The organism is Chryseobacterium metallicongregator (genome assembly GCF_031324065.1).
Lineage (GTDB): Bacteria > Bacteroidota > Bacteroidia > Flavobacteriales > Weeksellaceae > Chryseobacterium > Chryseobacterium metallicongregator.
Window position 1 is genome coordinate 506,398 of record NZ_JAVIXS010000006.1, and the last position, 25,007, is coordinate 531,404.

Here is a 25,007-nt window from a genome sequence, read left to right on the forward strand (position 1 = left end):
TAAAATCGTTCGCAAAGGCGTTGCACTCAGCAAAGAAAATATACAACGATCTGTGCAAATCTGACAGTATCAATCCATATATTACATAAATAATTGATCTGATTAATTCAGTAGGAACGGGCTTTAGCCCGTTAAATAGAGTATAAAATTTAGCCAAAACCTACATTATTGTGCAAAGCTTGCAGAAAGATGATAAATGGCTTTAAAACCGGTTCGCAAAGGCATTGCCATTGAGCAAAGAAAAATGAGCATAAACACTTCTGAAAATCTGTGAAATGTGTTGGAAAATTCTCACATGTAAAACAATATCTTCTAAGAAATAACCAGGTTTTTCAATATAGCTTCAGACTTCAGTTCTGTTTCGGTCCATTCTTTTTCAGGATTGCTTTGCGATGTGATTCCGCCTCCTACAAAAACATGTACCGAGTCTTTATAAAGTCTTGCACAACGCAGATTGACAAAGTACAGAATACTCTCATCCGTTTCAACTTTGATATAACCGGCGTAAAATTCACGGGGAAATTTTTCATATTTACGGATATTCTCATTGCAAAAATCTTTAGGAATACCACAGACTGCAGGAGTAGGGTGCAGATCCTTGATAATTCTGTCAAGATCTTCAGGCTTTATAGTGGTTTTAAAATCTGTTCGTAAATGTTTGATATTACCGGAAATATGGTCATATGTTTCTGACTGGTCTATGTTGTCAGAATAATTTGTCAGAATATTCTGAATATAATTGGTAACCGGCTTTTGTTCTTCAATTTCTTTTTCAGACCATTCTTCAGATACCGGAAGAGTTCCGGCAAGGGCCATAGTTTCAAACTCGTGAGTAGTTTTATTAAACTTCCCTAATACTTCCGAGAAAGCTCCCATCCAGGCATTTTTTCCATCATTAAACAGATATCTGAAAGCATTGGGATAAGAATTACATAAGTTTTGAAAACTCTCTGTATAATTAACTGTATTAAAATCTGTAAAGATCTTCCTTCTTGAATAAACAAGCTTTGGCAGATTATTTTCTTTGATGATTTCAATGACCTGCTGTAAAGTGCGGCAATATTCTTCTTTTGTTTCAGCGGAAGAATTTGTGGTATCATTATTCAGTACTTCACTGGTAATCAAAGTTTGGTTAAATTCAGCGGGATTTATTTCAAAAATATCTCCGCTGAAGCTAATCTCATCTAAGCCATTATAAGAAAAAAAGTTAACTGCATTTTTATTATTTTTTTTGTCTGCAGACAATAATCTTTCGTCGAAAGGAAGTTTGAAATAAATCATGAGCTATGAAGGAATTTTGAAAATCAACAGCCGGAAATACTATAGGAAATTCCCAGTGTAACTTTCCTTTTTACAAAGGTATTACTAGTCTTAAAGATGTCAAAATAAAAAGAGCTTAAATTTATTTTAAGCTCTTTATTTTATGTTGTTGTAACTTACTATCTATTGATGATATTATTCGTCATCGTAGTATGGTTGATCAAAATTCCTTTTTCGTCACGAATTTCAATTTCAGAAACGTGCATTGTTTTACCTTTTCTGATAAAACGTGCTGTAGCAGTTACAATACCGTCTTTTTTGCTTCTTAAATGGTTAGAATTAATATTGGTTCCTACACCATAATATTTTTCGCCATCGATAAAAATATTAGACAGGCTTGACCCTAAGGTTTCAGCTAAAACACAACTTGCTCCTCCATGCATGATTCCAAAAGGCTGATGAGTTCTTGGAAGAACGGGCATTGTTGCGGTAAGGGTTTCATTTTCGAGATCAATATCGATAAATTTGATTTCAAGTGTTTTGGCAAGAGTTACATCTCCCCAGTTATTGATGAATGCTAATATTTCTTCTTTTGTCTGACCTTTCATTTTAATAATTGATAAATGATGATTGATTAATCTTGTTTTAAGCTGTCCGTTTCATTTCCGGTTCCCATAATATTAGGATTCCAGTTTTCCGGTACTTTAGGAACAATATCATTTTTTACATAATAGTCCTGAATTTCCTGCATGATTTCTGAAAAAGGAACTGATGCTATTCTTTCATAAGGAATGGTGTAGCCCAGGTACACAATTTGTCTTTTAAAATCACCTGCTGCCAGAACGATAGGAACTTTTGCTGCCAAAGCCATATGATAGAATCCTTTTCTCCATTTCGGTACCCAGCTTCTGGTTCCTTCCGGAGTAATCACAAGACTGAAATCTTCTTTGGAGAACTGATTGGCTACGAAATTTACAAGATCGTTTTTCTGGCTTCTGTCGATCCCAATACCACCAAGTCCTTTTACGATACTTCCATACCAGGCTTTGGTGTGGGCATCTTTAATGATGATTTTTAAAGGTTTCTCCAAAGACCAATAGGCGAAATTTCCTAAAATGTATTCCATATTATGGGTATGTGGGGCTACCACTAGGATACACCTGTTTAGATTGTTGACATCGCCCTGAAGAACGACTTTCCAACCTAATACTTTTAACATTGCTTTGCCTAACAGCTTTTTCATAGATTTCTTGAATTAAAAACAAAAAAGTATAACCAAACTTTGGTTATACTTTACAAATATATTGAAATATTATTGCTCTTAAAACAAACCGCTAATTAAATCTACGATTTTCATTACGAATTCCATTGCAAATTGTATCATGATATGGCTGTGTTTTTGATTGTTTGGTTATTAAATTTTAGCTTTACGAAATTAAAACTTTTTTTTCACATAAGAAACTAAATGTAGTTTTATTTTCACTTTTCTGAGAGAAGAAGGGTGTGAATTTCAAACGGTTGCCATCCACCCACACCTTCTACCACTCTCTGAAGTTAATTATTTAGTTTGTATGGAAATTTCGTTTTTTCCGTCTTTGATTTTGATGTCCATATCTTTATTTGATTTTTTGATAGTAGACACTGCAGAATCAATAACTTTCTTTGCCTGGTTGTTCGGAACTTTTTTACCGTTTACAATGATGCTGTCTTTGTCATCAGAGTTGTATTCGATACTGGAACCGTTTACCGTTATTTTATTTTTTTCAATTCGGACATTGTTATGGTCTTCATCTCTGTCCTGATCATCGTCATTGATGCCATCTCCGTCTAAATCTCCGTCCATGTGAATGCGGTCTTTATTCATAGAGATAACCACTGCTTTTTGCGGAACCACAAGTTCATAATCAAGGCTGTAATCTCTGAATCTGTGCTCGTACGGATATTTGATGTAGTTGGGAAGTAATACTTTGTTGTTCACAATTTCTACAGGAACTGTCATCTGGATAGGGAAGTTATATCCTTTTCCTTCTTTTTTAATGATCAGATAAGGTGTTTTAATATCTGGTTTTCTGGTTACATCTACAGAAATATAATCTTCTTCATACACTGTTCTTTTATCTGAATAAATATCATTGTTGTAACCTTTGAAATTCTGTGGAATGTTGATCTGTTTTATATCTACATACACTGTATCTGAAGTGGTGTTGATAGCAACATTTTCTACATCTTCCTTGCTTCCTCTGTAGATCATATCTTTCTTAGCCATGCTGATTCCGAAGTAAGTTCCCAGTCCGATTAAAAGAAGGAATAAACCACCTACAACCCATCCGATATTTCTCAGTTTTGTTTTTGGTGAGAATATTTTGATGCTTAATAAGCTGAAAAGGATTGCCGGGATTAAACTTCCGATCACCATCATGGCAGCCAGTACTTTATCAAGTCCCTGATCGTCCATGTAGAATCTGATTTCATTAGCTCCCGGGAAGTCTGTATCCATTGCGAAAAGGGCAAATAATACAAATACTCCGATAATGCTACTTACAGCCATCAATACAAAGAATCCTCCTACAATATACTTGAATACATTCCAAACTCCGCTGCTCGCGTTGCTGATGTAAGGTTTGTTTTCGTTATAGATTTCTCCGACCCTCTGAGTAGATTCATTGGCAAATTGTACCAATTTATTAGACTCGTTCTTAAGATTGTCGAAGTTCATAGGCTTTCCCTGCATTTTCAGGAAATCTGCTGCTGTTTCAGCTTTTGGAAGTACGATCCAAAGGATTACATATAAAAGACCTATTAATGAAGAGGAAATGGCTGCGGTAAAAATTCCTAATACGAAGATTCCCAGCCAGATTGCTCTCATGGTAGTAATATCCATTCCTACATATTGAGCTAAACCTGCGCAAACCCCTGCTACTTTTTGTTTTTCCGGATCACGGAACAGTTGCTTTTTATCGGTATAATTGGATCCTGAATATTCTTTTCTGGTAGATGTTTTTTCAGAAAAATAAGCTTCTTCCTGTTCTTCGATTTTTTCAGGGCTTCCGATTTGTGCGATTACCTTTTCTACATCGGTATCGTTAATCACTTCACGTTTTCCTAAAGAATCTTTGAAGATCTCTACCATTCTTATTTCTATGTCATGCATTACTTCATCAGCCTCAGAAGCATCCAGAGAGCTTCTCAGTGCATTCAGGTAATCGCTGAGCTTTATATATGCGTGTTCTTCTATGGTAAAAGAAAAACCTGCGAGTCCTATTGAGAGTGTCTTGTTCATAGCTTTGTTTTTTAATTTTGTTGGGTGATTTGGTTTACTGAGGCTGTCAGTTCATTCCATGTATTGAGAAGTTCATCCAGGAAAAGTTTTCCTTTTTCTGTAATCTGATAATATTTTCTGGGTGGTCCTCCTGTAGATTCTTCCCATCTGTAAGAGAGAAACTCTCCGTTTTTAAGTCTTGTAAGAAGAGGGTAGAGGGTTCCTTCTACTACATCCAGTTTTCCTTTTTTCAGTTCGTCAATAAGATCAGAAACATACATTTCACGGTTATTGATGAGACTTAGAATACAGAATTCCAGAATTCCTTTTCGCATTTGCGCTTTGGTATTTTCGGTATTCATCTTTGATAAGTTTTGTTAATTAGTTATATAATTTTCGAAGTTCGGAACCTAGCTAGTTGTACCTATTTCGATTTTACATTACAAAGATATGTAAATAAAATGGTATTATGCAATACAAAGTAGTGAAATTTTTAAAATAAATTATTCAAAGTATTGATAATCAGTATAATAATTTTAATTATGAATTTTGAGTAAAACGGATTTTAGAAGAAAATGTCTGAAAATTTTTAAATAGAATTTTGAAAATTGGACAGAAAAAAAGATCTTTTATCACTTATCACTTATCACTTATCACTCATGCTCTAGCCCCGATAGCAGCGGTTACCCCACAGCAGCCATGGCTTTGGGGCAGGAGCGAGGAGTATGAGCGGATAGCGGGAGACAGCTTCTTATTTATGAATACACTCTTATTGAAAAGGTAATTCTGACAGATAATGATACCGGGATTTTGAGATTGCTATTATGATTCGTATTTTTGTTAGAAATAAAAAAACACCTAAATCATTTACTATTACCATGAATATTTTGAATAAGTACAAGCATTTATCGGTATTTCTTTTATTGGGTCCTTTAAGTTTCGGGCAATATCAATTTGAGGTTAAAAATGTATCAAAAAGCTATGATGCCGTCATCCAGATAGAAAATTGTTATGATGACAGATGTGGAGGAAAGGGAACGGTGGAATTGTTTGATCATAAGAATAGCAAGGTACAGACTTTTATTTCTGATGATCTGGTTTTATATACAGAACAAGGTAAAAAACCTATTCAGGGGAAATTGATTCCACTTTTGAAAGATCAACGTGCTGTGATCCTAGATGACTTTAACTTCGATGGAACGGAAGATGTTGCCATAAGAAACGGAAATATGGGAAATTATAGCGGGGCATCTTATGATGTATATGTCTTCAACAAAACAAGAATGGTGTTTGTAAAAAGCGAGGAACTTACAGAGCTGGGGTCAAACGGTCTTGATATTTTTGATGTCGATGCCCAGCGTAAACGTCTTATTTCTTATGGAAAGTCCGGCTGTTGTGATATTTTTACAACAGAATATGCCGTAATTCCGAATAAAGGACTTGATAAAGTTTTTGAAAAAGAAGAGGATATGAGTGTTGAAGGCTCTGTAAAAGTGACCACTAAAGAAAAGATAAATAATAAATGGATTACCAAAACAAAGGTATATCCATCAGATCAATATAACAGAAATAAGAAGTAAGATGAAAATTCAGAAAGAGATCGATTTTATCCTGGCAGTAGATGCGCTTAAAAATGTACAACGAAGAAATTATAATGCAGATGATTCCCGAAGAGAGAATACGGCGGAACATTCCTGGCAGATTATTATTCTGGCTCAGATTCTTTATCCCTATGCTAAAAACCGTGCGGATATTGATTTGTTGAGAGTAATAAGAATGCTTTCCATTCATGATCTTGTGGAGATTGAAGCCGGAGATACTTTTATTTTTGATGAAAAAGCAATGGTAGGAAAGTTTGAAAGAGAGAAAGCTTCTGCTCAGAAAATCTTTGGAATTCTGGATGAACCTTTGCGCACAGAATTTTTTAATTTATGGCTTGAATTTGAGGATGAGAAAACTCCTGATGCTATTTTTGCGTGTGGGATCGACAGAATCATGCCGTTTATCTTAAATTCTCATACTTCCGGAAAGAGCTGGACTGAGGCTGGAGTGACTGAAAGACAAATCCGAAATATGCTTGAAAATGCGATCAGCAGAGCATCAGATGAAATGGGAGAGGCTTTTGAGCTTTTATTGAGTAAAAGCCTGGAAACAGAAAAAGTATTGAAATAATTTAAAAAGACACTGCCCGGTTACTGAGCAGTGTCTTTTTATAGATCATCTGAAACGTTTTAAGAGGATAGTAATAAGTAATTGTCGGGATTTAATAAAATTCCTTTTTTAGAATAAAACCCCGTCATATTGTTCGGTACATAAAATCCCAGTACAAAATTCTTATAAGAAGTATCCAGTTTGAATTTTACTTCTTTTCCATCTTTAGACCAGACCGGATTTTTAACGATAATGATTGTATTGCGGGTTTCTTTTCCATCAATGTATTCATATAATTTGAGCTGAAGAGTCTTTGTTTTTTTCATAGGCTCTGTGAATTTTACCACGATATTATTGAGATCAGCTTTCTCAAAGTCTTTGTTATTGGAATTGAGAACGGAAGGCTGGGAAATTTGGTTTTCTATTTTCTTCGTCCATTTTAATAATGGAACATATAATTTTTCCAGGTTCTTTTCTTTTTTATAAAGTTCTATAAGCTTCTCAGAAAATAAATTCTGAGCAATAAAACCGCGTCGGATATTCACTTTATGGTAGATTGCTGAAAGGCTGTCTGTTTTTTCCTTTGGAAAATTTTCTTTAATGAATAAATCGTAAACAGCCCATGTCATATATTCATTGAATGAATTTATTCCCACGTATCCTGATTTTTTATCCCAATTCGTAAGGTTGAAGCTTTCCGTTATCTCCTTTGAATAGTGTTCTGAAATAGGATTTACATATCCATGATCGATTTCTGAAAATACAGTGTGATTATCAAGAATTCTCCTGGCAATATTATTTTTTAAATTTCCAAGAATAAGATCTTTTCCGATATCAGGAAAATCAACGGTTAATGAGCTATTGATTTCTCTGTGGCAATTTTGTCCGCCTACTAAAGGAGAAATGGCGATAACATAGGATTTAGTATTTTTATTTTTAGGTTGTCCGGCAATTTTATCCAGGAATGCATAGGTATCATTGATGTAATAATACTCTTTGTAATTAGCAATTAAAGTATTATAAAACTGTTGATGATTTTTATAAAAGGCTCTGTAATTCGATTTCTTTACAAAATCATTGATAAGCTCCAGATTTTCATCTACTTCTTTAGGACCAAAGGAATTGAAAGGAAAGTCTCTTTTAAGTAAACCTTTTTCATCAAAAGAAAATGCATAGAAATCAGTTCGGAAGCCTAAGAATTTTTTCCAGTCTTTTCTTGAATAATTGACTTGTTTCAGCAGAGGATGATCTTTTACAGGTTCAAAATATGTAATAATTTCATCGTAATACGGTGGGATTTTCTGAACATCATAAGGATCTGTTCTGCCATATTCAGTGAGGGCCAGAATAATATTTCCCAATTCGTAACTTTCCGAAAGTTCAATTTTTACGTCTTTTTGTGCTCTTAATGAAATTGAAAGGATAAGGGTAATGATTAAAATAATCTTTTTCATGAAATATCGGTTCTTCTATAGTTTTTAGTGACAGCAATGTAAAAATAATTTTTTTGCCATGCTAAAAGTAAATAAAAAACAAATGAATTTCAATCAATTTTTGGCTGAGAAATAATATGTTGTTTTTGAAGGTGAAAATTTCGGGCGGCCAATGGCCGCCCGAAGCTTTATTATTTATAGTATCTGAATTGGTTTCTTGAATTCGTCAATCGCTACAAAAGTAAAATCACCTATAATTGCTTTTTCTCTTTCATAGGAATACATCTGCTCTGTGTAAATTTCAACGTTTACTTTCATACTGGTTTTTCCAACATATGAAACTTTTCCGATCAGCTCAACGATGGTTCCGGCAGGAATAGGTTTTTTGAAATCAATCTTATCACTGCTTACCGTTACCACTCTTTTTCTGGCAAAACGGGTTGCTGTGATAAAAGCTACTTCGTCCATCAGCTGCATCGCTGTACCTCCAAAAAGAGTATCATAATGATTGGTTGTATTAGGGAAAACCGCTTTAAAGATTCTGGTTTCGGATGCTTCAATTCTTTCTTCTGTAGTCATATATCATTATTAATTAAAGCGATAAGAAATGATATTAAAACAACAGAATAATGACAGGAACTTACAGAACTCCTGAAACAATCCATCAGATCAATACAACTTCAAATCGCGAAAGTTACATGTTTAAGAAAAAGGCAGGTCTCCTGACTTGTAGCATCATTTATCTCCTTCCCATGCCTCGCACAGTGGATCTTTGATAAAGATTTCAGCTACTTACAGTTGCGCGACAGTCCGTGATTTTCACACGGTTCCCTTTTAATCTGCAGTGATGCAGAACCAATTTCTGTGATGAATAAGTGTAAAACTTTTTCGGGTGCAAAAATAATGAATTTATTCCGGATTATGATAAATAATCTGGCTGATTACTCTTCCTTTCTTAATCGTCCAGAGTGTAGTGTATCTGTTTTCTCCTGAACCGTTTATCATATAAAGGAAAATATTATCGTTGTCAAGGGAAGTTACTCCAATGTTCTCAAAATCCATGGTAGGCTGGAACATGTTTTTAATGGCTTCTCTTACAAAAACAGAACCTCTTCCGGGTTGCTGGACTCTAATAGATTTGATTTCGGTCATTCCTTCAGGAAGATCATTCCCGATTCCCCATGGTTTCACTTTATCAATGGTGAGAATTTTTCCATCGGCATCTTTTTCCTTTTTACGGTATCCGGCATTGGAAGGATAAATATCAATCACTACTTTGCTTCTTTGGGCAGTAGGAATCTTAGGGTCAGAATTGTCAGTGAAAATAAGGGATTTTCCATTTTTAGATTTAGAAGGAGTGTAGGCAGGAAGCTGGTCCACATAGGCAATACGTCCTTTATTCACCATTCCTTCTTTATCAAGAGTTTCATAACGTACAAAAGGCTTGTCATCATCCTGTTTCTCCGGATATTTGATCCAGATCCACTCTGTTTCTCCTGGAGCAGGTTTTACATAAACAAAAACATCTCCTTTACGCATACGGATCTTGTCTACAATTTTTCGGTAGTCGTCTTTATGTACACGTACGTTGGCATATCCTTCTTCAGCTTTTACAACTCCAAAAGGAACTTTTGTCTGCCCTTTTACAAAAGCTATAGATAAAATACTGAATGCAGATAAATAGAATGCTTTATTTATAAAAGTCATCATGAAATTTTTTTTGATCCCCAAATATATAAATTAAATACTTTTCGGGAGATAATTATACCGCTGCAGTTCTTTAAAATCTTGTATTTGTTTTAGATGGCCGTCAGAAAGCAGATATAGGTGGTCTGAAATATCAAGAACTTCCTGATAATTATGATCAGAAATAATGAATCCCTTATTCGCAGAATGTTCAATGATCGCTGTTTTCAATGCTGCAGAGATTTTCGGAGAAAGGCTATGGAAGGGTTCATCCAGTAAAACAAAATCTGCTTCAGAATAAATAATCATTAAAGCTTCAATAACCCTTTGCTCACCTCTGGAAAGATTTTTAGGTTTCTCTGACAAAAAAGGACGGATCAGATCTGAAGTGAATAATAGATCTGTATTTTTCTTATTACAAAAAAGAGGAATTAAGCTTTTAACGGTATTGTATTTCGGCAAGAAAATGTCCTGTGGCAGGTAAGCAATTCTGTTTTTTCTATCGGAAATACTTTTCAGAACTTTGTCATTGTATCTTATAAACTGAGTATCACTACTGACAGTTCCAAAAATAATTTTTAATAATGTTGATTTTCCAACACCATTTCTGCCCAGAATTCCAATAATCTGCCCGGTTTCACATCCTAAATAAATATCTTGCAGGATATTATGATCTTTAAAAGACTTGGTTATGCTGTCAATATGAAGCTTACTCATAAAATTCCTGTTATTATTTTGACCATTACACAGACAAATACCGTGAATCCCCAAAGGAAACTTCTGGAAAATCCTAAATTGGCATAAAAGTAATATTCGTTTTTAAACCGGAGTTCATATATAAAGTAATGAAGGACAGGAGATATTAAAAGAAAACTCAATCCAAAATTCTCAATACTGAAAGAGGATAAACAAGAAGCTAATAAAGAAAATATCAAGGTGGGAATTATTATTTTTTTATAAAAAATCCAGAGAGTAGAAATACTTTTGAACATATTAAAAGCATGAAGTTTCTGTGTGTTTTACACTTTATTATCAAATATATTAAAAAATACAATGCTATATGAAGAAAGTCTAAGCTATATTTGAAAAAATACCCTATTTTTCAAGAAAATTTTAAAACTAATAAACATGACCAAAAAACTACTTTTTGTATTCTCTTTTATTTTGGGAATATCCAACTTTCAGGCAACTCACAAAATAGAAGAAGAACGCCAATCTTTATTTTACTGTGATACCAATGCTCCCACCGGCGTGCAGGTGTCTACTACAACTCTTACCTCAGGAACTGTTACCTGGACTGCTGATCCCAATACTCCGAATAATTTTATCAGATATAGAATACCTGGAACCATTATCTGGATGGTTGCTACTCCTGTAGCTGGGCAAAATTCTTATACTATTACTAATCTGCAGCCTTGTACAACTTATGAAGTGCAGGTGGTAAAATTGTGTACTGTACAGGGAACATGGTCTAATCCCGTATTTTTTACAACAACACTTAATTATTGTGCAAGTGCATCTACAGATACCAGCCTGATGCATATTTCCAATGTGACCGTAAATTCTGCCGGAATTACCACTCCAATGGTCAGCAATTCCGGACCTTCCAATTATACAGATTACAGAAGTGATGTAAGCCGTAAGGTCAAATTTTTTATAGGAAGTACAGGAAATATACTTTCAGTAACCAATACGTGGATGGGGACACCAGGGACAACAACAGTAACAGCGTGGATAGATCTTAATGCCAACGGAATTTTTGAATCCTCCGAAAGAGTTATGGTGGCGAATAATATCACCCAGGCTGCTCCGGCAGTGTCTGTTTTTACAATTCCAAGTTTGGCAGCAGTGACACTGTGTGGTGTAACCATGAGGATTGTTTCCAGTCAAATAATGCCTGCAGATGGTTGTAGTACGTTTACCTACGGAGAAGTTGAAGATTATGGCGTAGATTTACTCAATCTCACCCTTGGAGTGGAAGAATCAGGAAAGTCTGTAAAACCTGAAATTTATCCTAATCCCGCCTCTGATGTTTTAAATATTTCAGGAATTTCAGAAGCAGCAGATTATGAAATTTATAATGCGGTGGGGCAGAAAACGGGAGAAGGAAAAGCTTCTGACCATAAAGTAAACCTTAGTAATTTGTCCAAAGGAATTTATTTTATCCAGCTGAAAGATAAAGAAAAGGTAACTCGATTAAAATTCATTAAGAAATAAAAAAAAGAGAGAGCACCAGAAGGTACTCTCTCTTTGTATTTGCGTTAATTTAATTTGTTATTCATTAAATTCTTTCAAGTTCATCCGCATCAATCGTAGTCTTGAAAGTTCCGTAATTGACAATCACTTTATTTCTGGAAATTTTTTCAATGGTTCCTACACTGGTGCTTCCGGTAATACGAACACGCTGCCCGATTTTCATCCATACAGCACGGTCGGTTTTACGTTTTTCTTCCAGCTTTTCATTGGTTTCAGCAATTTTTTCAATAACATCCTCCTTTTTCAGCTGTTGAGCGATTTTTCTCTTAACAACCTGCAGGCGTTTGGTTTCATCCTTGTCACTGCCCAGTTTTCTGAATTTCTCCTGTTCAAGAAGCTTCACAAAATCTTTTACCACATCCTTTCTGGATTTTCCTTTGGTATAGCTGTCGATGAATGTTTCAATCTTATTCCCGAACTGTAGTTTACGGTGTTCTTCCTCATACAGCTTCTGGAAATTGAATAGTTTCTGCTGAAGCTGCTCATTCAGTTTTTGAAGGTTATCACGTTTATCTTCTACAGACTCTTTTCTTTCTGCAAGATCAGATTTTAGTTTTTCAACCTCAAATTTTTCCTGCTGCAGTTTTACAATTGTTTTGTCAAGATTAACAATATCATGTTCTACTTTTTTCTTGGCAGAATGGATAATGAATCTCGGAATTTTATTCTTTTCTGCAACTTCAAAAGTAAATGAACTTCCTGCCTGTCCTACTTCCAGTTTATACATCGGTTCCAGTGTTTCTTCATTGAAAAGCATGGCTGCATTCTGGGCGTTAGGAAGCTGTTCTATTACCAGTTTAATGTTGGTGTAGTGCGTTGTGATAATCGCAAAACTTTTTTTGTCATAGAAAAACTCCATGAAACTTTCTGCCAGTGCACCTCCAAGCTCCGGATCAGAACCAGTGCCGAACTCATCAATAAGCAGAAGGGTATTGGCATCTGCCTCACGAATGATTCCTGACATTTTCTTCAACCTCGATGAATAGGTGGATAAGTGGTTTTCAATGGACTGGTTGTCCCCAATATCAGTCATGATTTTCTCAAAGAAAAACATTTCAGACTTAGGATGAACCGGAACCAGAATACCACTCTGAATCATCAGCTGTAATAGTCCAACTGTTTTCAGGGTAATTGATTTTCCACCAGCATTCGGACCGGAAATACAGATAATCCTGTTATGATCTGTTAAAGTAAGGGTCTGAGGGTGAATAATTTTATTTTCAACTTTGTTTCTTAACCATAAAAGAGGATGATAAGCATCTTTTAATCTCAGCGTTTTATGATGGTTGATTTTCGGAAGAACTCCGTTGATCACTTCACCAAATTTCGCTTTAGCCCTGGTAAGGTCAAGGTCAAAAATATAAACCTGATATCTCCAAAGCTGAGGTTGAAATTCGGCCAGTTCTGCAGTAAGTTTACGGAGAACTTTATCAATTTCTTTTTTCTCTTCCTCTTCATTTTCACGCAGCTTGAAATAGTGCTTTACCACACTGTCCGGCTGAATATACGTGATGGAACCTGTTTTGGAAATTCCTAATGTTCTTCCTGCAACCCTTTTTTTGAATCCTGATTTTACAGCCAGAACCCTTTGGTCGTCAATAATCGTTTCCCTGATATCATCCAGAAAATCACTCTGTCCATAAGTGGTAAGCGCACGGTTGAAGTTTTCCTGAATGGCCTTTTTAGCAAGCTGAATTTCAGTTCTTATCCCTTTCAGAGCTGGAGAAGCTTCATTTTTCACTTCACCAAAACGGTTAAAAACCTTATCTACTTTCTCAATGATCTCTTTTCTGAATTCCAGTACAGAAACCTCTTCCAATAAAGTAGGAAACGTTTCCGGCATGGTAGGGAAGAATTTCTGAAGCCTTCCGATCTGTTCCGTGATGGTTTTTATTTTGATGAAAGCAGCATTTTCCAGACGGTAGTTCTCAATCTGCATCAATTTCAGCTCACTTTCAATATCTTCATATTCATCAAACGGAATCGCATTTGAACTTTCAAAACTCGACAGATATTCTGAGGTTTTTTTTAATGAAAGTTCCGCCTCGTCAATTTCCATCGGACGAAGTTGAAGAATTTTTTCTCTTGTTTTCGGAGAATACGCAAATGGGGAGATTTCCGCGAGCAATTGCGGAAACTCTAATTCGTCTAAATCTTCTTTATCTATATACACAGTGCAAATTTAGTGAGAATTTTGATTATTCCGTATATCTGAGAGATTTACAGAATAAATTACCTGTGAATTTGAACTTTATGGTGTTACTTTTTTCTGAAAAAGATGGGAATGTTAAAAATAAGATGATATTCTTTTATTACATTTGAAATGTGAAACTGGAAACCCAAAGATTATTACTGAGAGATATCAACGAAAGCGACGTTGAGGATATTTTACGGATTCGAAGCAATGAAGTGATCAATCAGTTCGTTTTAAGAAAATCGCCCAAAAATAATTATGATGCCCTTCAGTTTATTTTAACCATTAAAGAAAGAATTCACAATAACGAAACTGTCTATTTAGGAATTTCTTTAAAAGATCAGTCTCATCTTATCGGAACCATCTGTCTCTGGAATTTTTCTGAAGACCGGAAAACAGCAGAAGTTGGCTATGAGCTATTACCAGAGTATCACAGGCAGGGAATTATGTCTGAAGCATTGAATGCGGTAGTAGAGTATGGGTTTAACGAACTCCATTTACAGGAAATTGTAGCCATTACCAATACATTCAATGAAAATTCAAAAGGACTTCTTTTAAAACATCATTTTATTTTGCAGGAAGGAAAAAAAGATGAAGGCTTTCCGGATAATATTATTTTCAGTTTGAAAAGGCTATCCGGAAATCGTCCGTAGGAAATCTAACAGGTTTTTCTCTATCTTTATCACCGATTGAAATTACATATGAAAAATGAAATAAAATCTTTAACGGGACTTAGAGGGATTGTTGCATTATGGGTAGCGTTTTTTCATTTTAGCTTTTTTAGGAATGAATTCATTCAGGATATAGTAGGAAAGGGGTATGTAGCGGTTGATATTTTTTTTGTATTAAGTGCTTTTTTGCTTACGGTTTCTTATTCCGGGAAGCTTAAGAATCTGAATTATAAAATAATAGAGGTTTTTTATAAAAAAAGAATCAATAGAATTTATCCTGTATACATTGTATCGGTTATTTTTATTGCATTGTTTTTGGTGAAGACTTCTATAGCGGGATTTCTGATTAATGCTACATTATTACAATGTTTTTTTGATCCTGATTATCTGCTGAATGTAGTCTATTGGTCGCTAAGTACAGAATGGGTTTGTTACTTAATATTCCCTTTTATGCTATGGCTTGTCCTGCATTATAAAATACGTAGCGAAATTTTAATTATTGCCAGTTTGGTTTTGAGGTTTGCACTTCCTTATATTCCCGATCATTTCTATATAGGTTCTGAACATCCAATGCAAGTAGGGGAATCACCAAGATATCTTGATCTTCCTTACGGACTGGTTTCTCTGCTAAGAACGGTTTCTTCCTATTTTCTTGGAATTGGAATTGCCCTTCTGCCACCATTTAAAATAAAAAAGGAAAACCTGTTCCTTTATATCATTCTCCTATTGTTTGTATCCATGCTGTTTATTGAAAAAGGACTTTTGTTTATTCCTTTATTATCAGCATTGATGATCAAATATCTGTATGAAGGAAAGTCAAATTATCTGAAAGCATTTTTAGAAACTAAAGTGGTGTATTTTTTAGGAAATATTTCCTACTCTTTATACATCATCCATTATATGGTGAAGAAACAGAATTTCGTTATTGTAAATTCTTATCATCTTAATAATCTGTTATTAATTTCCCTTTCATTATTGCTGTCCTATTTTTCATATATGCTGATAGAAAGAAAAGTGAAGATATTTAAGGTATAACTGAAGCTCTTATTTTAATATTATTATTTTTGCACTATGACCTGGACAGAAATTTTAGCCCCGATAAAAAGTACGGAATACTTTACCACCCTTTGGGAGAAAGTGAAGAATGAATATGCAACAACCAAAGTTTTTCCACCAAAAAATCAGATTTTCAGAGCATTGGAGCTTACGGCTTTTGATGATGTGGAAGTTGTGATTATTGGCCAGGATCCTTACCATAATGACTATCAGGCGAACGGATTATGTTTTTCTGTATCTGAGCAGGTGGCAGCACCACCGTCACTTAAGAATATTTTTATTGAATTAAAAGATGATCTGGGAGTGGTAAGAACCTCTAAAGAGCTTGATGACTGGGGAAAGCAGGGCGTTTTATTGCTGAATGCTACTTTAACGGTTCGTGCACATACACCTAATTCTCATAAAGACCTTGGCTGGGAAAAGTTCACGAATTTTATTATTAAGGAAATTTCAGATAAAAAAGAGAATGTGGTTTTTGTTTTATGGGGTGCTTTTGCACAAAAAAAAGCCGAACTTATAGATCCGGCTAAACATTTTATTATTAAATCGGCACACCCTTCTCCTTTTTCTGTGTACAGAGGTTTTTTTGGAAGCAAGCCTTTCTCAAAAATTAATGAATATCTTGTTTCCAAAGGGAAGAATCCTATTTCCTGGTAGAATCAGCAGATTGATCTGCTTTTTTTATCCTAATTCCGATTTTATATTTTCCGGCTAATGCTTTTGTTCCATCCTGTGATTTTGGATAAGGAGCAATGTCCTGTAATGTGATAGTATATCCGTTGAATTCTGTCGACTGGTGATAATTTCTTGCCGGGTAATCTGCACTGGCTAGGTTCAGAGTCATCGGTCGGGTAGATGTTCCCATTACTTCCACCTGAGCAAGAGCAACACCCGCCCATATACATTGAGCTCCTTCCGGACAACGGCTGTCTTCAGAAACTCCTTTGAATGTCACATTCATCTGGTATTCTCGTAAAAACTTATTTTCTCCTTCAGTCAGATAAATAACACCGTCTTTCTGATGATCAGAGCTTGTTGTTTTTGTACCTGTGGACATTTCAGTAGCTTTTGTATTAATCCTGGATTTCTTTTGGGCATCGCATCCTGTTAATGCAAATATTCCCAGACTGAGTATGACAATTTTATGGAACATAGTTTCTTATATTTAATTAAATGACGTTAAACATATTAAGTAATACTACCAAAAACATTGCCACTCCTACCACAAAACTGAATCCGGTTCCATAAATGAATCCAATCAGCGCTCCTTTAGTAGATCGTAGGGCTTTGTTCATATCCTTACTGTCGTGAAGTAATTCACCAATAAATACACCTGCAAACATTCCTATCAGAAAACCTAATGGAATAGGAATAAATATCCCAACAATAGTTCCAATGACAGAACCGATACTTCCCCAACGCGTACCTCCATATTTTCTGTTGGTTTTTGCCGGAATTACATAACTTAACACCACAGAAGCAAGCGTAAGAATTCCGAATGCCCATATATAAATCATGGAAAGATTAGCATCCGTCCCGAATTTATAGATCAACAGTCCGCAGATACTCAGCAAAAGACCAGGCAATACCGGAAGAAAAGTTCCCAATATTCCAATAAATAAGAGAATAAGGCAGAAAATATTAATAATCGTTGTATCCATTCTTTTAAAAATATACATGCAATATAAAAAAAGTGGCCTTATAAAAGACCACTTTGAGAACTGAGTTATAAAATTTTATTACAAATTTAAGATTACGTATTCCAGAATCGGTCCTGATTTACCAATATTTCCACTGGCGTGGTTATGGAATGTGGTATAGTAGATATTTCCGCTGCTGGTAGTTGCTGAGCATGATCCTACATAATCACCATGCGCCTGGTGAGCGTTCCATGCATTCTGATTAATGGTAATGGTAATATTGTTGCCATTTGCCGTTTGATGGCAGATGGTCATCTGATTATTGTTTAGCGATGTCCCCACAGGTGTTTTAGGAGCTGTTGTATTGACGTACTTATTGGTTCTTATCATCAATGGTTCATTACCTTTCTGTACCAATACTTCCCAGAACGAAGGATCATAATGCTGGATTTTTTGCCACAAAGGCTGATCATACTGAATATCTAATGTGCTAAATCCTATTGCTGAAGCCATAGCAGCATTGGAAACGCTGCAGTTGTTATACATTGCACTATTACCATTGGTATTAAAGCATATCTTTGTAAGATCCAGAAAACCTCCATAAACACCACAGTACGGAGCATTTTTATCTCCACCTACCAGATAGGCAGCTGCCCAGTCTGAAGTATAAATGCTTCCGCCATTCGTGATAAAAGTAGAGAGATTACTGAAAATGGAAAGGTCGTTACTCGGTGTGTTGGTTCCTGAGTAAGTGAAGTTACGGGAACCGCAGTTCAGAAAAATAATATCGTACTGAGAAATGGTGTTGAAATTTTTTAAATCCTGATAGCTAATTTCGGTTGCTGTATAACCAAGACTTGTAATTATACTTTCTATTTCGTCATAACTGCCTTCTACATAAGCTATTTTTGCAATCTGATTCAGTTTTGAATCTTTGTCGGCCACACTGGTGGTTTCATTTTTTTTAACGGTAACAGGAACTTCTGTTCTGAAGTTTAAACCATTCCCTGTCTGAATGTGAAGGGTAGAGTTTCCTTCAGGTGCCGTTAGGCTGAATGTTCCGTCAGCATTGGAATAGGTATGGTAAACCTGATTTTTACTGTCAATAGTGAATACAATAGCCCCGCCAATAGGTTTTGTTCCGTTTTTAGCAAATACTTTACCTTCTATTGTTCCGGTGGGTATTGTTTTGGAATCTTCGGGATTGATTGGGTCATCACCGCCTTTACAGTTTACTAACAGAACAAGGCTACACAGCATGATGAACAAGTAATTTTGTTTCATATTTAATTGGTTTTGATGGGTTTAGTTTTAATCAAATGTAATAATTTTTTAATATTAAAACATTAAAATTGTAATTTATTTTAATATTTTTTACTTAAATTGATTATTTGTAGTTGATTTTTCATTTATAATTAAGGGTTGTCGAAGATTTGATATTTTAAAAATTGATTCACAATATTTTTCGTTTACTGCTTTTTGGGATGAAAATTGATTATGAATAGTAAAATGATGATTCTTAATTTCATAAATTTGCTGTAATGAATGACCAGTTACAAGAAACTAAAAACTTTATACAGGAGCTGAGCGAACAGCTTTACATTTATATTACCCAGATATCACCTTCCGGGCTGGACTGGGTTTTCCATATTATTGTAAAATTAAGTTTACTTCTTGTCCTGTTTTTTATTACTGATTTTATTTTTAAATTCATCATTAATTCTGTCTTCAGGTTATTTCATAATGAACAGAAGTTTCCCATTTTAAAATCTATTTATCAGGCCAAAATCACCAACTCCGTAGCACATTTTGCAGCTTTGATTGCTGTTGCCGGCATACAGGGATCCATATTTCCGGAAAATGCATTGCCAAAAACAACCATTTTTATTATACGATGTATCAATCTGGGATTGGTACTCATGTTAGCAGGAATGCTGTACAGATCATTGACTGCTTTCAGAAATTATTTCAGCATCAAACAGGATTTCTATAAAATAATGGCACTGAATGCCATTTCAGAAACCGTAAAAATCTTAGGACTTTTTATATTTACTGTAGTAGGACTTTGTGTGATTTTCGGAATCAAGGGAACCACTATTGTAGGAAGTCTTGGGGCCATTACAGCGGTGCTGGTATTAGTTTTCAGAGATACTATTCTGGGGTTTGTAACCGGTCTGCATGTAGCTACTTCTAAAAATTTAAAAGTAGGAGATTGGGTAAGCATTCCTAAATACAGCATCGAAGGAAATATTACGGAAATCAATCTTCTGACTACCAAAATCACCAATTTTGATAAAACCGTTTCAACGATTCCCACTTATGATCTGATGACCACTGAGATCAAAAATATGCAGGTGATGTCTGAATCCAATACAAGGAGAATAAAAAAATCAATCTACTTTAACATCAATTCTTTTAAATTTCTGACGGACGAAGATGTGGAGCGTTTAAAGGAGATTAATTTAATTTCAGATTATCTCGAAGAAAGAGCTTCAGAGATCAAAAAAGAAAAAGAAAGGCTTGAACATAAAGATAAAATCGTGAATGGAAGACAGCTTACCAATATCGGTGTTTTCAGATATTATGCACAGAAATATATTGAAAATGATCCTGATATAGATAAAAACGGAACCAGAATGGTTCGTCAGCTGGAGATTACCCCACAAGGGCTGCCTCTTGAGGTTTACTGTTTTGCCAATGATTCCAAATGGGAGCGTTTTGAGCAGATTCAGGCCGATATTTTTGACCATTTATTGGTGGCTTCAAAAGAATTTGAACTTCAGGTGATGCAGGTAAGCGTGAAAGTATAAAGCTGGAAGGCTCAGCCCGTTTAAATAAATTTATAATAAACTTTTAAATGATAACGAATTAGAAGACCAAAAGAAGTGTAAAGTCTGGATTTTAGTCCAACCCCAAGCTTCTGACTTCTAACATCTCATATCTAACATCTAAAATAAAAAATGACAAAACTAAGCGTAAACATTAATAAAATTGCGACGTTAAGAAATGCAAGAGGAGGTGAAACCCCAAGTGTTACAGAAGCTGCTGTAAAAATTCAGGAATTCGGAGGACAGGGGATTACCATCCATCCAAGACCTGATGAAAGGCACATCACAAGAAAAGATGTCTATGATCTGAAGCCATTGGTTACGACTGAGTTTAATATTGAAGGAAATCCTCATCAGGATTTTATTGACATGGTATTGGAAGTGAAGCCTGAACAGGTGACTCTGGTACCGGATGCTGATGATGCTATTACATCCAATGCAGGTTGGGATACAAAAAAACATCTTGATTACCTTACAGAGATCATTGCTGAATTTAAAAAAGCAGGAATCCGTACTTCTGTTTTCCTGGATCCTTTACCTGAGCTTGTAGAATATGCAGCTAAAACAGGAGCAGACAGAATTGAACTGTATACCGAAGCTTACGCAAAAAATTATCTTATCAATAAAGAACAGGCCATAAAACCTTATTACGATACGGCTGTTGAAGCCAGCAAATTAGGATTGGGAATCAATGCCGGACATGATCTGAGTTTAGAAAATCTGAAGTACTTTGCAGATACCATTCCCAACCTTTTGGAAGTATCTATTGGGCATGCTTTGGTTTCAGAAGCACTTTACATGGGATTGGAAAACACTGTTCAGGCTTATCTGAAGAGACTGGCAAAATGGTAATAAATAAGAAATTAGAAGCTAGATACTAGAAGTTAGTACAACTTTGTTTCTGATCTCTTATATTATCTAACTTCTGATTTCTCACATCTAACTTCTAAAAATATGGAAATTTTAAATTCAAAAATATTCGGCGAAAATGTAACGAATACGCCACTTCTTGTATTTCACGGATTGTTCGGAATGCTTGACAACTGGGGAAGTTTCGGAAAAGATCTTGGAGAATATCTTCCGGTACACTTGATCGATCTTAGAAACCATGGAAGAAGCTTTCATTCAGAGAGCATGTCTCATGATGATCTGGCAGATGATATAGCTCGTTATATGGATTATTATGGCATTCAGAAAGCACATGTTTTAGGGCATTCTTTAGGCGGAAAAGCAGTAATGCAGTTTGCTGTAAAATATCCTGAACGTGTTGAAAAACTGATTGTTGTAGATATTTCACCTAAAGCATATCCACCACATCATCAGGGAATTATCAAAGCGCTGGAAACAGTAGACTTTGATACAGTATCTTCAAGAAATGAAGTAGAAGCTGTTTTGAACCAATATATTCCGGAAAGATCTACCGTGCAGTTTTTAACGAAAAACCTGTATTGGGATGACAATAAAAAACTGGGTTGGAGATTCAATCTTAATACTTTATCTGAAAAATATACTGAATTTGTTTCCAATGCGATTAAATTCGGAGTTTTTGAAGGTGAAACCTTGTTTATAGCAGGGGCAAAATCCAATTATATCCTGCCACAGGACGAATTCGGAATCAAGCAGCAATTCCCTAAAGCTAAAATAGTAACGGTGAAGAATGCAGGACATTGGGTACAAGCGGAAAACCCGGTTGATTTTGCAAATGTAGTGAAGGATTTTCTGGGTTTGAATTAATTTTATTCTTTGAATTGTGATATTATGTTAAATTTTTATTAAAACGTAATATTATTTCTCCATGATTTGAATTTTTTGTACTTTGGATTTTCAAAAAACAATAAAAATATTAACTTATGGAAAACAAAAATTCAAAAAAGAAGCCATTTTTTGCATCATTCTTAGAAAAACAGGTTAAAGACCCTGAAACAGTAAAAGGAGGGGGTATTACTTCTGTATTGGCAGATCAGATTACTACATCTCTTCAGGATCAGATTACTACTCCTATTAAGGATAATGTTACAAAACCTGACAATGACAATGTAACGATGAAATATCCTTCTGACGGTGATGAGGATGTTTTAGAAGCATAGAAATATACTAAAGCTTAAGCTAAATTATATATCAAACCAAAACTAAAACATTATGGAAAGCAACAACTCAAAGAAGAAGCCGTTTTTCGCATCATTCTTAGAAAAACAGGTTAAAGATCCGGAAACGGTAAAAGGAGGAAGTGACATTACACTTGCTGAAAGAGATTTGATCACAAAACCGACAATAGATACGGTAACTTCTCCAAAAGATGATATGATGCACACGCTGAAATATCCTTCTGATGGTGATGATGATACAATCACTCTTCCACTGTAAGATCAGAACGAATTTTAAATAAAATAGTAGGGGAAACTTAAATAGTAAGTTTCCCTTTTTAATACAACCGGCAAATGATTCTCTGCATCACCCATTCACAGGATTTTTATAATATTGATCTTTTTTTCGAATATCTGAACTCCCAAAATATTCCTTATTTCAGATTGAATTCCGATCGTCTGAATCACCTTCAGAAAATTAGTATTCATGAAAATTCATTTGAACTGACGGATGAATCGGGAAATACGATCCATTCTGACACTATAAAAGGCGTATGGCACAGAAAAGCCTGGAGGATCAGTGCTCCCGAAGAACTGGATCTGGATTATGAAAAAATTTTTCTCAATGAATATGGAAGCCTGAGGTATAATCTGATGACTGCTTTAGAACATATTCCCTGGATCAACCCTTATGAAAATGAAAAAAAAATAGATGGAAATAAGATATTTCAGCTGAAAATAGCACAAAGAAATAACTTAACCATTCCCAAAACCATTTTTTCCAATGATGAAGAAAAAATAACGACATTTTTCTATCAATACTGCCGGGGAAAAGCCATTGCGAAGCTTCACGGAGTTACTGCCAAAACAATGTCAGGGGAAAACATGATTTCCACTACAGTTATTGAGGAAGAATCTTTAGAACACCTTTCAGATATTGCTTACTGTCCGATGATTTTTCAACCCTACATTGACAAAGAATATGAATTAAGAATAGTATATGTAGATGGTGAGTTCTTCACAGGAAAAATCAATAACAGTGAAAATGCAGACTGGAGAGTAGCCCGTGATGGCTATTTCTGGGAAGCATATGAATTACCTGATGCTGTTAAAGCCAATCTCACTTCCATGATGAAAGAAATGGGACTTTATATAGGAGCGATCGATATGATCAAGGGAAGAGACAGTATTTATTACTTCCTTGAAGTCAATCCTCAGGGAGAGTGGGGAATGCTTCAGAAAGAGCTGGGATTTCCTATTGCAGAAAGAATTGCCGACAATCTTATCAAAAGAATCAATTTCCATGAATAAAATTTTAATAATTACCCATACCGCAGATAATTTTTCCATTGAAAAAGTAACAGAATACATTGAAAAAAATAATTGTGAAGTCATTCGCTTTGATGTAGACGTTTATCCATTACAAAACAAACTATCCACTATTTTCCAGGATGGAGAATGGGTAAGTATTCTTGAAACCCCTGAAGCAAAACACAGACTGGATGATATTTCTGCAATCTGGTACAGAAGAGCATACAACATAGGAAAAGGTCTGCGAGAAGAAATGGATACTAAATTTTACGGTGCCGCAATGGGAGAAATCCGTAATACCCTTTTCGGTTTCTTCGAATCTGTAGATGCCTATTCCTTAGGTAAACCAAGTGTGTACAGAAGACTCGACAGTAAAGAAGAACAATTGAAAATTGCAGATAAATTAGGTCTGACAATTCCTGCAACCTGTCTTACCAATAATCCGGATGAAGCAAGGAAATTTATTGTAAAACATCAAAATGTGGTGGCCAAAATGCAGACCGGTTTTGCCATTTATGAAGAAGGAGTAGAAAATGTAGTGTTTACGAACGTTGTTGGCGAAGATAAACTGGAAGAACTGGATTCATTGTTGTACTGTCCAATGCAGTTTCAGCAGATGATTCAAAAGAAAAAAGAACTTCGTATTACCATTGTGGGAAGAGATGTTTTTGCATTCGAAATAGATTCTCAGCAGTCTGAAGATGCTAAAGTAGACTGGAGAAAAGATGGTGTGAATCTTATCGATAAATGGAACAGAACAGAACTTCCGGCAGATGTGGAAGCAAAACTCCTAGAACTGCTTGATATTTATAATGTTGATTACGGAGCAATAGACATGATTGTTTCTCCTGAAGATGAATATTACTTCATAGAGATCAATGCTGCAGGAGAATTCTTCTGGCTGGATAATCTTACAGAAGGAAACCTTATTTCAAAGAGTATTGCAGATGTTCTTTGCGATAAAGCTCCAAGAAGAAATAATGAAGTAATGGCTTAAAAACAAAGTGTTTTTTAACCATAAAAGTCCTGAAAGTTGTCAATTCTTTCAGGACTTTTAAATTTAATACCCTGATGTTGTTAAAATTTTCCGGTTTGTTGTTCTGTGAATGATAATATTGGTTAAATTAACTTGAATTATGCTTTAAAAATCGCAAATTTGCAAAAGCATTTTTTCGGGG

26 protein-coding genes and 1 riboswitch are annotated in these 25,007 nt (G+C 35.1%); of the genes, 13 read left to right on the forward strand and 13 right to left on the reverse strand.

All coding sequences use genetic code 11. The annotated features are described in order from the left end of the window. Window positions 1–312 precede the first annotated feature (312 nt). The 5 genes from REB14_RS10810 to REB14_RS10830 all read right to left on the reverse strand — a co-directional run bounded on the left by REB14_RS10810 (window position 313) and on the right by REB14_RS10830 (window position 4,881). The gene (locus REB14_RS10810) at window positions 313–1,281 is read right to left on the reverse strand and encodes a chorismate-binding protein (protein ID WP_309522167.1); all 969 of its coding nucleotides are present in this window, start codon (window positions 1,279–1,281) and stop codon (window positions 313–315) included. A 158-nt stretch (window positions 1,282–1,439) separates the two neighbouring features. Continuing rightward, window positions 1,440–1,868 (reverse strand): PaaI family thioesterase, encoded by a 429-nt coding sequence (locus REB14_RS10815; protein ID WP_079242705.1) that lies wholly within the window; start codon window positions 1,866–1,868, stop codon window positions 1,440–1,442. A gap of 26 nt (window positions 1,869–1,894) precedes the next feature. After that, window positions 1,895–2,503 (reverse strand): 1-acyl-sn-glycerol-3-phosphate acyltransferase, encoded by a 609-nt coding sequence (locus REB14_RS10820; RefSeq protein WP_079242704.1) that lies wholly within the window; start codon window positions 2,501–2,503, stop codon window positions 1,895–1,897. A gap of 315 nt (window positions 2,504–2,818) precedes the next feature. Further along, window positions 2,819–4,540, reverse strand: coding sequence for a PspC domain-containing protein (locus REB14_RS10825; RefSeq protein WP_079242703.1), 1,722 nt, complete (start codon window positions 4,538–4,540; stop codon window positions 2,819–2,821). 11 nt (window positions 4,541–4,551) lie between these two features. Beyond that, window positions 4,552–4,881 carry a PadR family transcriptional regulator gene (locus REB14_RS10830; protein WP_002977573.1) on the reverse strand — a complete coding sequence of 110 codons (330 nt, stop codon included), beginning with the start codon at window positions 4,879–4,881 and terminating at the stop codon, window positions 4,552–4,554. A 516-nt stretch (window positions 4,882–5,397) separates the two neighbouring features. Here REB14_RS10830 and REB14_RS10835 point away from each other — a divergent pair. After that, window positions 5,398–6,099, forward strand: coding sequence for an XAC2610-related protein (locus REB14_RS10835; RefSeq protein ID WP_309522168.1), 702 nt, complete (start codon window positions 5,398–5,400; stop codon window positions 6,097–6,099). Between the two features lies 1 nt (window position 6,100). After that, window positions 6,101–6,691, forward strand: a complete 591-nt coding sequence (locus REB14_RS10840) for an HD domain-containing protein (RefSeq protein ID WP_079242701.1) — start codon at window positions 6,101–6,103, stop codon at window positions 6,689–6,691. Window positions 6,692–6,750: 59 nt separating this feature from the next. Here the strand turns inward: REB14_RS10840 and REB14_RS10845 are convergent, their stop codons facing one another. The 4 genes from REB14_RS10845 to REB14_RS10860 all read right to left on the reverse strand — a co-directional run bounded on the left by REB14_RS10845 (window position 6,751) and on the right by REB14_RS10860 (window position 10,506). Then, window positions 6,751–8,124 (reverse strand): DUF4932 domain-containing protein, encoded by a 1,374-nt coding sequence (locus REB14_RS10845; protein ID WP_309522169.1) that lies wholly within the window; start codon window positions 8,122–8,124, stop codon window positions 6,751–6,753. 174 nt (window positions 8,125–8,298) lie between these two features. Further along, window positions 8,299–8,682 (reverse strand): acyl-CoA thioesterase, encoded by a 384-nt coding sequence (locus REB14_RS10850; protein ID WP_034699813.1) that lies wholly within the window; start codon window positions 8,680–8,682, stop codon window positions 8,299–8,301. A 116-nt stretch (window positions 8,683–8,798) separates the two neighbouring features. Beyond that, window positions 8,799–8,978, reverse strand: a riboswitch (cobalamin riboswitch). A gap of 34 nt (window positions 8,979–9,012) precedes the next feature. Continuing rightward, the gene (locus REB14_RS10855; protein WP_309522170.1) at window positions 9,013–9,813 is read right to left on the reverse strand and encodes a hypothetical protein; all 801 of its coding nucleotides are present in this window, start codon (window positions 9,811–9,813) and stop codon (window positions 9,013–9,015) included. A 30-nt stretch (window positions 9,814–9,843) separates the two neighbouring features. Beyond that, window positions 9,844–10,506: an ATP-binding cassette domain-containing protein gene (locus tag REB14_RS10860; RefSeq protein ID WP_309522171.1), complete on the reverse strand. Its 663-nt coding sequence runs from the start codon at window positions 10,504–10,506 to the stop codon at window positions 9,844–9,846. Between the two features lie 411 nt (window positions 10,507–10,917). Here REB14_RS10860 and REB14_RS10865 point away from each other — a divergent pair, with 411 nt between their 5' ends. Then, a complete protein-coding gene (locus REB14_RS10865) occupies window positions 10,918–12,006 on the forward strand; it encodes a T9SS type A sorting domain-containing protein (protein ID WP_309522172.1) in 1,089 nt (362 codons plus the stop codon). Window positions 12,007–12,070: 64 nt separating this feature from the next. Here REB14_RS10865 and REB14_RS10870 read toward each other — a convergent pair whose 3' ends face one another. After that, window positions 12,071–14,218 carry an endonuclease MutS2 gene (locus tag REB14_RS10870; RefSeq protein WP_309522173.1) on the reverse strand — a complete coding sequence of 716 codons (2,148 nt, stop codon included), beginning with the start codon at window positions 14,216–14,218 and terminating at the stop codon, window positions 12,071–12,073. A 152-nt stretch (window positions 14,219–14,370) separates the two neighbouring features. On the opposite strand from REB14_RS10870, the gene REB14_RS10875 reads away from it, so the two are divergent. From REB14_RS10875 to REB14_RS10885, 3 genes are read left to right on the forward strand one after another with little or no spacing between them, the layout of a single operon-like run. Then, window positions 14,371–14,892, forward strand: a complete 522-nt coding sequence (locus tag REB14_RS10875) for a GNAT family N-acetyltransferase (RefSeq protein ID WP_309522174.1) — start codon at window positions 14,371–14,373, stop codon at window positions 14,890–14,892. Between the two features lie 48 nt (window positions 14,893–14,940). After that, complete coding sequence (locus tag REB14_RS10880; RefSeq protein WP_309522175.1) at window positions 14,941–15,945, forward strand: acyltransferase family protein; 1,005 nt, start codon at window positions 14,941–14,943, stop codon at window positions 15,943–15,945. 36 nt (window positions 15,946–15,981) lie between these two features. Then, window positions 15,982–16,623 carry a uracil-DNA glycosylase gene (locus REB14_RS10885; protein WP_079242692.1) on the forward strand — a complete coding sequence of 214 codons (642 nt, stop codon included), beginning with the start codon at window positions 15,982–15,984 and terminating at the stop codon, window positions 16,621–16,623. Here REB14_RS10885 and REB14_RS10890 read toward each other — a convergent pair. From REB14_RS10890 to REB14_RS10900, 3 genes are all read right to left on the reverse strand, one after another. Beyond that, complete coding sequence (locus REB14_RS10890) at window positions 16,610–17,119, reverse strand: hypothetical protein (RefSeq protein WP_079242691.1); 510 nt, start codon at window positions 17,117–17,119, stop codon at window positions 16,610–16,612. The genes REB14_RS10885 and REB14_RS10890 overlap by 14 nt on opposite strands. A 16-nt stretch (window positions 17,120–17,135) precedes the next feature. Continuing rightward, window positions 17,136–17,627 (reverse strand): DUF456 domain-containing protein, encoded by a 492-nt coding sequence (locus REB14_RS10895; protein WP_309522176.1) that lies wholly within the window; start codon window positions 17,625–17,627, stop codon window positions 17,136–17,138. Window positions 17,628–17,705: 78 nt separating this feature from the next. Continuing rightward, the gene (locus tag REB14_RS10900) at window positions 17,706–18,890 is read right to left on the reverse strand and encodes a carboxypeptidase-like regulatory domain-containing protein (RefSeq protein ID WP_238594279.1); all 1,185 of its coding nucleotides are present in this window, start codon (window positions 18,888–18,890) and stop codon (window positions 17,706–17,708) included. 257 nt (window positions 18,891–19,147) lie between these two features. On the opposite strand from REB14_RS10900, the gene REB14_RS10905 reads away from it, so the two are divergent. The 7 genes from REB14_RS10905 to REB14_RS10935 all read left to right on the forward strand — a co-directional run bounded on the left by REB14_RS10905 (window position 19,148) and on the right by REB14_RS10935 (window position 24,826). Beyond that, window positions 19,148–20,416: a mechanosensitive ion channel family protein gene (locus REB14_RS10905; RefSeq protein ID WP_309522177.1), complete on the forward strand. Its 1,269-nt coding sequence runs from the start codon at window positions 19,148–19,150 to the stop codon at window positions 20,414–20,416. 150 nt (window positions 20,417–20,566) lie between these two features. Continuing rightward, on the forward strand, window positions 20,567–21,286 hold the full coding sequence (locus tag REB14_RS10910) for a pyridoxine 5'-phosphate synthase (protein WP_079242688.1): 720 nt from the start codon (window positions 20,567–20,569) through the stop codon (window positions 21,284–21,286). A gap of 102 nt (window positions 21,287–21,388) precedes the next feature. After that, window positions 21,389–22,168: an alpha/beta fold hydrolase gene (locus tag REB14_RS10915; protein WP_309522178.1), complete on the forward strand. Its 780-nt coding sequence runs from the start codon at window positions 21,389–21,391 to the stop codon at window positions 22,166–22,168. Between the two features lie 116 nt (window positions 22,169–22,284). Further along, window positions 22,285–22,521, forward strand: coding sequence for a microviridin/marinostatin family tricyclic proteinase inhibitor (locus REB14_RS10920; protein WP_034699857.1), 237 nt, complete (start codon window positions 22,285–22,287; stop codon window positions 22,519–22,521). 52 nt (window positions 22,522–22,573) lie between these two features. Further along, window positions 22,574–22,798 carry a microviridin/marinostatin family tricyclic proteinase inhibitor gene (locus REB14_RS10925; protein ID WP_079242686.1) on the forward strand — a complete coding sequence of 75 codons (225 nt, stop codon included), beginning with the start codon at window positions 22,574–22,576 and terminating at the stop codon, window positions 22,796–22,798. 74 nt (window positions 22,799–22,872) lie between these two features. After that, window positions 22,873–23,829 carry an MvdC family ATP-grasp ribosomal peptide maturase gene (locus REB14_RS10930; protein WP_079242685.1) on the forward strand — a complete coding sequence of 319 codons (957 nt, stop codon included), beginning with the start codon at window positions 22,873–22,875 and terminating at the stop codon, window positions 23,827–23,829. Further along, window positions 23,822–24,826, forward strand: a complete 1,005-nt coding sequence (locus tag REB14_RS10935) for an MvdD family ATP-grasp ribosomal peptide maturase (protein ID WP_079242684.1) — start codon at window positions 23,822–23,824, stop codon at window positions 24,824–24,826. Before REB14_RS10930 ends, REB14_RS10935 begins: the two co-directional genes overlap by 8 nt. Window positions 24,827–25,007 lie beyond the last annotated feature (181 nt).